The organism is Pseudomonas sp. 4CAES_32.4 (assembly GCF_058136335.1).
On the sequence record NZ_CM176882.1, the window covers coordinates 1,524,906 to 1,537,436 of the forward strand.

General features: G+C 58.8%; 12 protein-coding genes. 8 read left to right on the top strand and 4 right to left on the bottom strand.

Annotated features, from left to right (window positions below):
- The first annotated feature begins 188 nt into the window (after positions 1 to 188).
- A complete protein-coding gene (locus AC3Y64_RS06855) occupies positions 189 to 860 on the top strand; it encodes a response regulator (protein WP_007898613.1) in 672 nt (223 codons plus the stop codon).
- Positions 853 to 2,238 (top strand): sensor histidine kinase, encoded by a 1,386-nt coding sequence (locus tag AC3Y64_RS06860; RefSeq protein WP_489986898.1) that lies wholly within the window; start codon positions 853 to 855, stop codon positions 2,236 to 2,238. The genes AC3Y64_RS06855 and AC3Y64_RS06860 overlap by 8 nt, the downstream gene beginning before the upstream one ends.
- A 149-nt stretch (positions 2,239 to 2,387) precedes the next feature.
- On the opposite strand, the gene AC3Y64_RS06865 is transcribed toward AC3Y64_RS06860, so the two are convergent.
- Entirely contained in the window at positions 2,388 to 3,209 is an 822-nt protein-coding gene (locus tag AC3Y64_RS06865; RefSeq protein ID WP_489986899.1) for an HDOD domain-containing protein, read from the bottom strand.
- A gap of 34 nt (positions 3,210 to 3,243) precedes the next feature.
- A complete protein-coding gene (gene ygfZ, locus AC3Y64_RS06870; protein WP_489986900.1) occupies positions 3,244 to 4,185 on the bottom strand; it encodes a CAF17-like 4Fe-4S cluster assembly/insertion protein YgfZ in 942 nt (313 codons plus the stop codon).
- Between the two features lie 150 nt (positions 4,186 to 4,335).
- On the opposite strand from ygfZ, the gene AC3Y64_RS06875 reads away from it, so the two are divergent.
- Both AC3Y64_RS06875 and AC3Y64_RS06880 read left to right on the top strand, forming a co-directional pair.
- Positions 4,336 to 4,590, top strand: a complete 255-nt coding sequence (locus AC3Y64_RS06875) for an FAD assembly factor SdhE (protein ID WP_007911418.1) — start codon at positions 4,336 to 4,338, stop codon at positions 4,588 to 4,590.
- Complete coding sequence (locus AC3Y64_RS06880) at positions 4,574 to 5,026, top strand: protein YgfX (protein ID WP_489986901.1); 453 nt, start codon at positions 4,574 to 4,576, stop codon at positions 5,024 to 5,026. Before AC3Y64_RS06875 ends, AC3Y64_RS06880 begins: the two co-directional genes overlap by 17 nt.
- Here AC3Y64_RS06880 and nadB read toward each other — a convergent pair.
- Entirely contained in the window at positions 4,995 to 6,611 is a 1,617-nt protein-coding gene (gene nadB, locus AC3Y64_RS06885) for an L-aspartate oxidase (RefSeq protein ID WP_489986902.1), read from the bottom strand. The two genes, AC3Y64_RS06880 and nadB, sit on opposite strands and share 32 nt — an antisense overlap.
- Before the next feature lie 556 nt (positions 6,612 to 7,167).
- Between nadB and rpoE the strand changes: the two genes are divergently transcribed.
- The 4 genes from rpoE (at position 7,168) to AC3Y64_RS06905 (ending at position 10,982) form a co-directional block, all read left to right on the top strand.
- Positions 7,168 to 7,749 (top strand): RNA polymerase sigma factor RpoE/AlgU, encoded by a 582-nt coding sequence (gene rpoE, locus AC3Y64_RS06890; protein WP_003172477.1) that lies wholly within the window; start codon positions 7,168 to 7,170, stop codon positions 7,747 to 7,749.
- 30 nt (positions 7,750 to 7,779) lie between these two features.
- Positions 7,780 to 8,367 carry a sigma-E factor negative regulatory protein gene (locus AC3Y64_RS06895; RefSeq protein WP_122591684.1) on the top strand — a complete coding sequence of 196 codons (588 nt, stop codon included), beginning with the start codon at positions 7,780 to 7,782 and terminating at the stop codon, positions 8,365 to 8,367.
- 8 nt (positions 8,368 to 8,375) lie between these two features.
- Positions 8,376 to 9,341, top strand: a complete 966-nt coding sequence (locus AC3Y64_RS06900; protein ID WP_489986903.1) for a MucB/RseB C-terminal domain-containing protein — start codon at positions 8,376 to 8,378, stop codon at positions 9,339 to 9,341.
- Positions 9,342 to 9,551: 210 nt separating this feature from the next.
- Entirely contained in the window at positions 9,552 to 10,982 is a 1,431-nt protein-coding gene (locus AC3Y64_RS06905; RefSeq protein WP_489986904.1) for a DegQ family serine endoprotease, read from the top strand.
- 80 nt (positions 10,983 to 11,062) lie between these two features.
- On the opposite strand, the gene AC3Y64_RS06910 is transcribed toward AC3Y64_RS06905, so the two are convergent.
- Positions 11,063 to 12,496, bottom strand: a complete 1,434-nt coding sequence (locus AC3Y64_RS06910; RefSeq protein WP_489986905.1) for a M48 family metalloprotease — start codon at positions 12,494 to 12,496, stop codon at positions 11,063 to 11,065.
- Between the last annotated feature and the right edge of the window lie 35 nt (positions 12,497 to 12,531).

The following is a 12,531-nucleotide window of genomic DNA, read 5'->3' on the forward strand; positions in this document are numbered from 1 at the left end:
CGTTTTTCGTAGCGCTGTGTGGCAGCAGCGACGGCAGTTTGGACTGTCCGTGGGCCGACTCTAACCGGCTAACCTTTCACTAACCTTTCAGCTGACTTTCACGGTTTTCGGGCTTCACAGCGGCGGTTGCGGCTGTAAACTCCGCGGCAAAGCGTGGCGTCGGCCATCCCTGAACGAGGTAAAAATCCATGCGTGTTCTGCTCGTCGAAGACCATCTGCAACTGGCCGAAAGCGTCGCCCAGGCGCTCAAGAGCACCGGTCTGACCGTGGATGTGTTGCACGATGGCGTGGCCGCCGATCTGGCATTGAGCAGCGAGGAATACGCCGTGGCGATCCTCGATGTCGGCCTGCCGCGCATGGACGGTTTCGAGGTGCTGGCGCGTTTGCGCGCACGTGGGAAAAATCTGCCGGTGCTGATGTTGACCGCGCGCAGTGATGTGAAAGATCGCGTCCATGGCCTCAATCTCGGTGCCGACGATTACCTCGCCAAACCCTTCGAACTGACGGAACTGGAAGCGCGGGTCAAAGCCTTGCTGCGACGCAGTGTGCTCGGCGGCGAACGCCAGCAGCGCTGTGGCGTACTCGCCTACGACCTCGACACCCGGCGCTTCACCCTCGGCGAAGAATTACTGACGCTGACCTCACGCGAACAAGCCGTGCTGGAAGCGCTGATCGCTCGTCCGGGCCGGGTGATGAGCAAGGAGCAACTGGCGGCGCAAGTGTTCGGCCTCGACGAAGAAGCCAGCCCCGACGCCATCGAAATTTACGTGCACCGTTTGCGCAAGAAACTCGACGGTCAACCGGTGGCGATCGTGACCTTCCGTGGTCTCGGCTATCTGCTGGAAAGCCGCGATGCATAAGCCCAGCAGCCTGCGCTGGCGCTTGCTGTGGAACCTTGCATTGCTGCTGGTGGTATTGATGCTCGCCAGTGGTTTGAGTGCTTACTGGAACGGGCGCGAAGCCGCCGACACGGCGTATGACCGCACCTTGCTGGCCTCGGCGCGGACCATCGCTGCGGGCCTGTCGCAACGTGATGGCAGCCTCAGCGCCGACGTGCCTTACGTTGCTCTGGATACCTTCGCCTACGACAGCGCCGGGCGGATTTACTACCAGGTCAACGACATCCATCAGAAGTTGATTTCCGGCTACGAAAACCTCCCCGGCCCGCCGCCCGGCACGCCGCGCACCGACAGTTATCCGGCGTTGGCGCGTTTTTACAACGCCACTTACAAGGGGCAGAACGTGCGCGTCGTCAGTCTGCTCAAAGCAGTGTCAGAGCCGAATATGAATGGCATGGCGGAAATCCGCGTCGCCGAAACCGACGAGGCGCGGGTGAGCATGGCGCGCAGTCTGGCGGCCGATACCTTGCTGCGTTTGGGCATGTTGGCGATTGGTGCATTGTTGCTGGTGTGGTTTGCGGTCAGCGCCGCGTTGCGACCGTTGGAGCGCTTGCGCACAGCGGTGGAAGAGCGTCAGCCCGACGACTTGCGCCCGCTGCCATTGGTCGAAGTGCAGCATGAGCTGTGGCCGCTGGTGCGCGGGCTCAACCATTTCACCGAGCGTTTGCGTGGCCAGTTTGAACGGCAGGCGCAGTTTATTGCCGACGCGGCCCATGAGTTGCGCACTCCGTTGGCGGCGCTCAAGGCGCGGCTTGAACTCGGTCTGCGCTCGAATGATCCGCAGATCTGGCGCTCGACGCTGGAGTCCTCGGCACAGAGCACGGATCGCCTGACCCATCTGGCCAACCAGTTACTGTCGCTGGCGCGTGTCGAAAACGGCGCGCGGGCGATTGCCGAGGGCGGCGCGCAATTACTGGACCTGAGCCAGTTGGCGCGGGAACTGGGCATGGCCATGGCGCCACTGGCGCACAAGCGCGGTGTCGCGTTGGCGCTGGAGGCAGACGAGCCAGTGTGGCTGCGCGGCGAGCCGACGTTGCTCAACGAATTGCTCAGCAACCTGGTGGACAACGCATTGGCGCACACCCCGCCGGGCGGCAATGTGATTTTGCGCGTGACGGCGCCGGCGGTGCTTGAGGTTGAAGACGACGGGCCGGGGATTCCGCTGGAAGAGCGCGACCGGGTATTCGAGCGGTTCTACCGACGCAATCAGCAGGTGGCAGGGTCTGGACTGGGCTTGGCGATTGTCGGTGAAATTTGCCGGGCGCATCTGGCGCAGATCACTTTGCATGATGGCGAGCAGGCGGGGTTGAAGGTGCGGGTGAGTTTTATTGCTGGGTGATTGCGGCGTCTGTGATGGCCTCTTCGCGAGCAGGCTCGCTCCCACTTGGGGAATGCATTTCAATGTGTGAATCAGCTGTGTTCCCACAGGGGAATGCATTTCATTGTGGGAGCTAGCCCTGCTAGCGATTGCAGCACTTGAGTCTTGGATCAGTAGAACATCGACCGGGATTCTTCCAGATCCGCACACAACGCCTTGTTCTCCGGGTCGATCCCAAGCTTCCTGAACGCCGGCACACTCAGCGGATCGATCCGCGCAAAAGGATGATCCGTGCCTTTGTGGCAATACAGGCTCGCCACTTGCACCAGATCGACGTAATCGATGCTCGTCGAGTCGCGCTTGAAGTCCTGATACCGCCCCGGCAACTCCACCAGTCGCTCGGGAAATTCCCAGACCCGCAGCAATTTGTCGCCGAGCAACGGATGAATGTGCTCGATCACATGGTTGAGGCTGACCGGATCGGAGAGCAGTTCGTAGTGGTCTTCGGCGTACGTCAGAATCGGCAGCACACCGATTTGATGCACCAGACCACCGAGCGCCGCTTGATCGGGTTTGAGTTGCGTGTAACGGCGGCATAGCGCGTAGCTGACCCCGGCGATTTCCAGGCTGCTGCGCCAGACTTCGCGCATCTTCTGCTCAACCACGTCGGAGCGGGCGTGGAAAATCTGCTCCATCACCAGACCGATCGCCAGGTTGCTGCTGTAGTTGATGCCCAGCCGGGTGATAGCGGTGTGCAGGTCAGTCACTTCCTGGGCGGCACGCAGCAGAGGGCTGTTGACCACTTTGATCAGGCGCGCCGACAGCGCCGTGTCGCGGCCGATGACTTTGCTCAGGTCGCTGACGCTGATTTCCGGGTCCTCAGCGGCCTTGCGAATTTGCAGGGCCACTTCGGGCAACGTTGGCAGAACCAGGTCATCGTTATCGATGGCCTCAACCAAATCCTGTTGGACTTTTTCCGCCAGTTCGCTCATTTGGACTCTCTAGGGTGTTGCAACAAGGCTGCGATCAACGCTGGATTTCGCGGTCGCGATCCAGTTCGTAGGGCAAATCGAGCAGTTGCAACGCAGGCCCTTCAAGGGTGCCCAGGTGCAGATCGCCCGCTTCGGCAGCTTCGGCCTGCAGCACCGCCAGGAGTTCAATGTTTTGTCCGGCCTTGGCGGCCAGTACCACTTCACCGATCGAACTGTTGTGGCTGGGTGCAAACAATTGCGTGCCCGGCTCTGGCAAATCAGTCGCGTCGAGGCTCAGGCGATACAGGCGACGCTTGAGTTTGCCGAGGTACTGCATGCGCGCGACGATTTCCTGGCCGGTGTAGCAACCTTTCTTGAAACTCACGCCGCCGACGGCTTGCAGGTTGAGCATCTGCGGAATGAACAGCTCGCGGGTGCTCGGCATGACCTGGCCGATACCGGCGCGGATCTGGCCCAGCAGCCATTGGTTCAGTTCGCCTTCCGGCAGTGTCACGGCGAGTGTGGATTTGATGGCGTCAGCCTGATCGGCAGGCACCCAGAGTTCGGCGCGATCCGGCGAGACACGAATGGCGATCAGACCTTCATGGCGCACGACGCTGTCGGTATCGACCGGCAGGTCCAGGCCGAGGCAGCTCAGGGCGGCATCGCCTTGCACCAGACCAAAGCGCACCCAGGCAGCGCTTTCGTCGGTCAGTTTCGATTTGGAGAACACCGCGTATTTTTTCAGGTCCGCCAATTGTGGTTCCAGCAACTCGCTGGCCATCGCCAGCACCACGCCGTCACCTTCGAGCAAAATGCGGAAACTCGACTGCATCCGGCCTTTTTGCGTGCAACGAGCGCCAAGGCTGGCGCGGCTGTCGCTGAGGTAATTGAGGTTGCAGGTCAACTGGCCTTGCAGGAATTTTCCGGCATCCGCGCCGCGAACCGCGAGAACGCCTTCATGAGACAGGGTGCAGAAAAAAGCAGAATCGGCCATGGGTCATCGCAGGGTAAATAGACTGGGGCACATCATAAGGGGGCAGGGTTGAAATGGGTAGTTGATAAAGGATCGAAGGTGCCCGACCAAAGCCGACTGTTCGCCCCGCCCGGGGGCTGTATACTTGCCGCCAAATTTGAGGAGGGCTCCATGGTCGAACAAGTTGAACTGAATCGCCTCTTTTGGCACAGCCGTCGCGGCATGCTTGAGCTTGACGTGTTGCTGGTGCCGTTCGTGCAGGAGGTGTACGCGACGTTGAACCAGGTGGATCGCGATCTGTATGTGCGTCTGCTGACGTGCGAGGATCAGGACATGTTCGGTTGGTTCATGGAGCGCAGCGAGTCTGAAGATCCGGAACTGCAGCGCATGGTTCGCATGATCCTGGACCGTGTCCAGCCCAAGTAATACGTTCGAATGCCGCTGGCATGCCTCACGGCAGTTGCTGGCGGCGTATTTGTTGGCCCAGGCGTTCGCATTGGGTGCGCTTTTTCTGCTTTCGATTCCACTCTGGGCCAGCCTGCTCGGGGCTTTTGCCTGTCTGCTTCATGGGCTTTGGGTGATGCCTCGGCAGATTCTGCTGATACACCCCAAGGCTTTTTGTGGATTGCGCCGCGATGCCGATGGCTGGCAGTTGTGGAATCAAGCCAATGGCTGGCAAGCCGTGCAATTGAGGCCAGACAGCCTGGCGCTGCCGTTGATCGTAGTGTTGCGCTTCCGTTTGCGCGGGGAGTGGCGAGTCAGGTCGATCTGCGTGCCGCGAGATTCGCAGGTCGCCGATGTGCATCGACGCCTGCGAGTGCGGCTCAAGTTCAGCCGACGTAGGTGGGCGGCACCAGAATAGTGTCGAGCGCCTCGGGCAGCATGTCCGGATAGTCGAGGGTGAAATGCAGGCCGCGACTTTCCTTGCGTTCCATCGCTGAATTGATCATCAGTTCCGCGACCTGAGCGAGGTTGCGCAGCTCGATCAGGTCACGGCTGACTTTATAGTTGCTGTAGAACTCGTCGATTTCGTCCAGCAGCAAACGCACGCGGTGTTGAGCCCGCTGCAAACGTTTGTTGGTGCGCACGATGCCGACGTAATCCCACATGAAACGACGCAGTTCATCCCAGTTGTGCGCAATGATCACGTCTTCGTCGGAGTCGGTGACCTGGCTGGCATCCCAGACGGGCAGTGCGTTGGGCGCGGTAATAACATCGAGTTGGGCGAGAATGTCGGCGGCGGCCGAACGCGCGTAAACGAAGCATTCCAGCAGGGAGTTGCTGGCCATGCGGTTGGCGCCGTGCAGGCCGGTGAAACTGGTTTCGCCGATCGCGTACAAGCCCGGCACGTCGGTGCGACCGTGCTGATCGACCATGACGCCGCCGCAGGTGTAATGCGCCGCCGGTACGACCGGAATCGGTTGCTTGGTGATATCGATGCCGAAGCCGAGGCAGCGCTCATACACTGTCGGGAAGTGAGACTTGATGAATTCCTCGGGCATGTGGCTGATGTCGAGGTAAACGCAGTCAACGCCCAGGCGCTTCATTTCATGGTCGATGGCGCGGGCGACGATGTCGCGCGGTGCCAGTTCGGCGCGCTTGTCGAAGCGATACATGAAGCGCTCGCCATTGGGCAGCTTCAAATGAGCGCCTTCGCCGCGCAGGGCTTCAGTAATCAGGAAACTTTTTGCTTGCGGGTGATAGAGGCAAGTGGGGTGGAACTGGTTGAATTCCAGGTTCGCCACCCGGCAGCCGGAACGCCAGGCCATGGCGATGCCGTCGCCGCAAGCACCGTCCGGATTGCTGGTATAGAGGTAGACCTTGGCTGCACCGCCCGACGCGAGAATCACGAAGCGCGCGCCATAGGTGTCGACTTCGCCGGTTTTGCGATTGAGCACGTAAGCGCCGAGGCAGCGGTCGCCCTCGAGTCCCAGACGTCTTTCGGTAATCAGGTCAACGGCGACCCGCTGTTCCAGCAGTTCGATGTTCGAACGCTCTTTGGCCTGGGCGAGCAAGGTTTTGAAAATGGCCGCGCCGGTGGCATCGGCAGCGTGGATGATGCGCCGATGGCTGTGTCCGCCCTCGCGGGTCAGATGGAATTCGAAGCCGCCGTCTTCAGTGCCGGACTGTTCGTCGCGAGTGAACGGCACGCCTTGGTCGATCAACCACTGGATGGCTTCGCGGCTGTGCTCGACGGTGAAGCGCACGGCGTCTTCATGGCACAGGCCACCGCCGGCATTGAGGGTGTCATCGACGTGGGATTCGACAGTGTCGGTATCATCCAGCACGGCAGCGACGCCACCCTGGGCCCAAAAGGTCGAACCGTTGGCGAGATCGCCCTTGCTCAATACGGCAATGCGCAAATGACCTGGCAGGGTCAGCGCGAGACTCAAACCGGCAGCACCGCTGCCTATGACCAGAACATCATGTTGGAATTGTTGGCTCATTACAGGATTCCGCTCAAAGCGACCCGGGTCGGGGGTGGCGCAAGACAGCTGGATCGGCGTCAAGACAGCCACACAGCCCACTAGTATATAGAGGGGTGGGGCGGCACAATAGCCGACCACATATGGCATTGTGAAACTACTGTGACGGAAAAAACCGGGTGATTCGTCGGAAGGTTTTTTCGCCCGTTCAGGGAGAAGAGCACTGTATCGCGGTTGAAACAGGGTTTTTCTGCACGGTGTCGCCCAATGTCGGTGAGGTACGGCTATAAATATTTGGAACTTTTGCCAAAGGCCCAAGATCAATAGGTCGTGCCAGAAACAAGGGACAGTGTCGGCTTCAGTGCGGAATCTGTGGTTGGGTTCCTGCCGGCGAAACCGATAACAAGATTATTCGCGCAGCCGGTTTATCCCGCGCTGCGTTTTTCGTGCGTGCCAAATCAGAGCCCGCAGGAAACTTGCTTGGAGGGGGAGAACTTTTGCGAAAAGCCCGAGTCTATGTTTGCAAGTCTGGTCGTTTAGTTATGCAAGTCTCCTCCGGGCTTATCGAGGAGTGTTCATGCTAACCCAGGAAGAGGATCAGCAGCTGGTCGAGCGCGTTCAACGCGGCGACAAGCGAGCTTTCGATCTGTTGGTGCTGAAGTATCAGCACAAGATTCTCGGGTTGATCGTGCGTTTTGTGCACGACACCCATGAAGCCCAGGACGTGGCTCAGGAAGCCTTTATCAAGGCGTATCGAGCACTTGGAAACTTTCGCGGCGACAGTGCGTTTTATACGTGGCTGTACCGTATTGCCATTAACACGGCAAAGAATTACCTGGTTTCCCGCGGCCGTCGGCCGCCGGACAGTGATGTAAGTTCCGAAGATGCAGAGTTCTACGATGGCGATCACGGCCTCAAGGATCTCGAATCACCAGAACGTGCATTGCTGCGGGATGAGATCGAAGGCACCGTCCATCGAACCATCCAGCAACTGCCAGAGGATTTGCGTACGGCGTTAACTTTACGTGAATTCGATGGTCTGAGTTACGAGGACATTGCGAGCGTCATGCAGTGTCCGGTGGGTACCGTGCGCTCCCGGATTTTCCGCGCTCGGGAGGCCATCGATAAAGCCCTGCAGCCGTTGTTGCAGGAAAACTGAGACAGCGGCGACAGCCAAGAGAGGAACGCCATGAGTCGTGAAGCCCTGCAGGAATCGCTGTCCGCAGTGATGGATAACGAAGCGGACGAACTGGAATTGCGTCGAGTGCTTAGCGCACTGGATGATGTTGATACCCGTGAGACCTGGGCTCGTTACCAGATCGCTCGGGCAGCCATGCACAAGGATCTGCTGCTGCCACGTCTGGATATCGCTGCGGCAGTGTCTGCTGCACTGGAAGACGAAACGGCTCCGGCCAAAGTATCGCGCAGCCCATGGCGTAACCTTGGCCGTCTGGCTGTTGCAGCTTCGGTGACTGTTGCTGTTCTGGCCGGTGTCCGCCTGTACAACCAGGATGAGATCGCTGGTGTTGAACTGGCTCAGCAAACCAATCAGCCTACTTTGGCCACCCCACAAGTCAAAGGCCCGGCTGTTCTGGCAGGCTATAGTGAGAGTTCGGAAGCCACTGGCCCTATGGCCAACGGCGTACTGCAAGGTCAACCAGGCTGGCACGATCAGCGTCTGCCGGGCTACTTGCGCCAACATGCTCAACAGGCTGCACTGAAAGGTACTGAAAGCGCGCTGCCATACGCACGTGCAGCAAGCCTGGAAAACCGCTAAGGAGGATCATGCGCGCCATACCTCTACTTTCGCTTCTGCTTAGTGGCTGGTTCATTGTTCCAGCCCACGCCGACGAGGCCCAGGACTGGTTGATCCGTCTGGGCCAGGCCGAGCAGCAGCAAAGCTTCCACGGCACCTTCGTTTACGAGCGTAATGGTAGTTTCTCTACCCATAACATCTGGCATCGTGTCCAGAATGGCGAAGTCCGCGAGCGTTTACTCCAGCTCGACGGTTCGGCACAGGAAGTCGTGCGCATTGATGGGCATACTCAATGCGTCAGCGGCACTCTGATTGCCGGGCTGGGGGATTCTCCCAACTCTGCCGCTCGTCCTCTCGATCCCCAAAAGCTGAAAAATTGGTATGAGCTTGCCGTCATTGGCAAGTCGCGTGTGGCTGGGCGTGATGCGGTCATTGTGTCGCTTACGCCGCGTGACCAGCATCGGTATGGTTTTGAGCTGCATCTGGACAAACAGACCGGTCTGCCCTTGAAGTCGTTGCTGTTGAACGACAAAGGGCAGTTGCTCGAACGTTTCCAGTTCACCAGCCTCGACACCGATGAAGTTCCTTCCGACAAGGATCTGCTCGCCGACGCTGACTGCAAGCCGATTACGCTTGATAGCGACAAGGCTTCTGCGGTGAAGACTGCTCAGGTCTGGCATTCGGACTGGCTGCCTCCGGGTTTCGAGCTGACCAGCAGCACTTCGCACAAAGACCCTGAAACCAAAACTCAGGTTAACAGCCTGATGTACGACGATGGTCTGGCACGTTTCTCGGTTTTCCTGGAGCCGCTGAATGGGGCAACCGTTACCGATACGCGGACGCAGTTGGGTCCGACCGTCGCTGTTTCACGTCGTCTGACCACGCCGCAAGGTGAAATGATGGTGACCGTAGTCGGCGAAATTCCGATCGGTACCGCCGAGCGAATTGCCTTGTCGATGCGCAACAATGATGGCGCTGCAACCAGCAAGCAGTGAGCTGATTTCAGTCATTTCCACTTCTTATTCGAGACGTAGATGAAATGTTTGCTGAGCATTTTCATTTGCAAATACTCCGAAAATTTTTTATAGGTCAGAGCCTCACGGCTCTGGCCTTGTTTGTTGTTCCCGGAACAAAAATGCCGGTGGGTGGTTTCCGGTGTTCCTTGCTCCATATCGCTTAACCCTGCTCGTCGTAACGGGAGCTGTATGTCGATACCTAGCTTGAAGTCTTATCTTTCCATTTTCGCCACTGTGCTGCTGCTCGGTCAGGCGATTCCTGCTGCGCAAGCGGCCGATCTGCCTGATTTCACCCAACTGGTCGAACAAGCCTCACCAGCGGTTGTGAACATCAGTACCACGCAGAAGCTGCCGGATCGCAAAGTTAACCAGCAGATGCCTGATCTCGAAGGCTTGCCGCCGATGCTGCGTGAATTCTTCGAGCGTGGCATGCCGCCTCAACAGCGTTCGCCGCGCGGTGATCGTCAGCGTGAAGCGCAGTCGCTGGGTTCGGGCTTCATCATTTCCCCGGACGGTTACATCCTCACCAACAACCATGTGATTGCCGATGCCGACGAAATCCTCGTGCGTCTGGCTGATCGCAGTGAAATGAAAGCCAAACTGATCGGCACTGATCCACGTTCCGACGTCGCGCTGCTGAAAATCGAAGGCAAGGATCTGCCGGTGCTCAAACTGGGCAAATCCCAGGATCTGAAAGCCGGCCAGTGGGTTGTGGCGATCGGTTCGCCATTTGGCTTTGACCACACCGTGACCCAAGGCATCGTCAGTGCCGTCGGTCGTAGCCTGCCGAACGAAAACTATGTTCCGTTCATTCAGACTGACGTACCGATCAACCCGGGCAACTCCGGTGGCCCGCTGTTCAACCTGAACGGTGAAGTGGTCGGCATCAACTCGCAGATCTACACCCGTTCCGGTGGCTTCATGGGCGTGTCGTTCGCGATCCCGATCGACGTGGCGATGGACGTATCCAATCAGCTGAAAAGCGGCGGCAAAGTCAGCCGTGGCTGGCTGGGCGTGGTGATCCAGGAAGTGAACAAGGATCTGGCCGAGTCGTTTGGTCTGGACAAACCAGCCGGTGCGCTGGTGGCGCAGATTCAGGACGACGGCCCTGCTGCCAAGGGCGGTCTGCAAGTCGGCGACGTGATTCTGAGCATGAACGGCCAGCCGATCGTTATGTCTGCTGACCTGCCGCATCTGGTCGGCGCACTCAAGGCTGGCGCCAAAGCCAATCTGGAAGTGATTCGTGAAGGCAAGCGCAAGAACGTCGAGCTGACGGTTGGCTCGATTCCGGATGAAGACAAAGAGCTGGATGCACTACCGAAGTCCGGCGCGGAAAGCACCAGTAATCGTCTCGGTGTTTCGGTGGGCGAGTTGACCTCCGAGCAGAAGAAAACCTACGACCTCAAAGGTGGTGTGGTGATCAAGGAAGTGCAGGATGGTCCTGCTGCCCTGATTGGTCTGCAGCCGGGTGACGTCATCACGCACCTGAACAATCAGGCCATCGGCTCTGCCAAGGAGTTCGGTGAAATCGCCAAGGCCCTGCCGAAGAACCGTTCTGTGTCGATGCGTGTACTGCGTCAAGGTCGTGCCAGCTTCATCACCTTCAAACTGGCTGAATAATCCAGCGGCAGGGTAAAAAGAAACCGCCTCGGAAGAGGCGGTTTTTTTATGCCTGAAGCTTTTGCAGCACCAATAAAAACTTAGCCCATCATGTCTTTGATCATGCGTTCCTGCTCCATCAGCTCACGCTGACGGGCATCGATCCGCGAGGACAGCGGGAAGTTGCTGCCAGCCCTGCGCTTGGCAAAATCGAGTTGCTGGATGGCCTGGCGGTAATCGCCAACCAGCGCAAAGTATTCGGCGCGCGCCTGGTGCAAACCGATGATATTGCCCGACAAGCCGCGAGTCTCGGCGACCTGATACCAGACGTCCGGATCATCCGGGCGTGATTTGAGCAAACCTTCCAGCGCCTTCTCGGCATCGGGGGCGCGATTCTGTTTGAGCAACAGATCGACGCGCACCTGATTCAGCGGATAGTTGCCGGGATACTGCGTGAGCATCCGGTCAACCCGCGATTGTGCATCCGGCAGGCGATTGTTGGTGATGTCGAGATCGACCTGCGCCAGGTTGTAGATGATTTCGTTCGGCGACGTCGCCAGCAATTGCTTGAGGTTTTCGCGAGCCTCATTCAACTGTCCGCCCTTGATCTGCGCAATCGCCAATCCGTAACGCGCCACGTCATTCTTCGGGTTTTCATCCAGTTGTGCACGGAAGCGCTTGGCGCCCAGGCCCGGGGTTTCTTCGTAGATCAGTTGCACACGTGCGCGGATCAGCTGATAGCGCTTGGAGTCTTCGATACCGCCCGGTTTGGCTTGCTCGGCGCGGTTGCGGGTGTCGGCAATACGCGATTCGGTCACCGGGTGAGTCAGTAGGAATTCCGGCGGCTTGGCGTCGAAACGATATTGACGCATCAAACGCTCGAACATGGTCGGCATCGATCGGGGGTCGTAACCGGCCTTTTCCAGATTGAGGATGCCGATGCGGTCGGCTTCTTGTTCGTTCTGGCGCGAGAACGTGCGTTGTGCCTGTATAGCCGCTGCTTGTGTGCCGGCGATGGCTGCAATCCCGGCGTCACCGCCACCGGCCGCCGCAATGACGATCCCGGCCAGCAGTGCGGCCATCATCGGCACCTGCATGCGCTGCGAAGCCTCTACGCCACGAGCAAAGTGGCGTTGCGACAAGTGCGCCAATTCGTGCGCCAGTACCGAAGCGTATTCGCCCTCGGTCTGCGCGTTGAGGAACAGGCCGCCGTTGACCCCGACCACCCCGCCCGGTGCTGCGAAGGCGTTGAGCTGCGGGCTGTTGATCAGAATGAATTCAAGGCGTCGGTCGGTGACCTGGCTGGTCTCTACCAGTTTGTAAACGCTGGACTCGACATAGTCCTTGAGCTGCGGATCATTGAGTTGTGAGACCTGGCTGCGCAACATCGCCAGCCAGGCTCGACCGAGCTGATATTCCTGTTGCGGCGAGACAATGGCAGAACTGGCGTCGCCAAGTGACGGCAGATCGTCGGCAAAGCCCGGTGAGGCGAGCAGGCAAGCGAGCGTCAGCAGGGTAGGGCGCAGAAAAGTCATGCACAAAGCCTTAGAAGACAAAGACCTTACTGTAG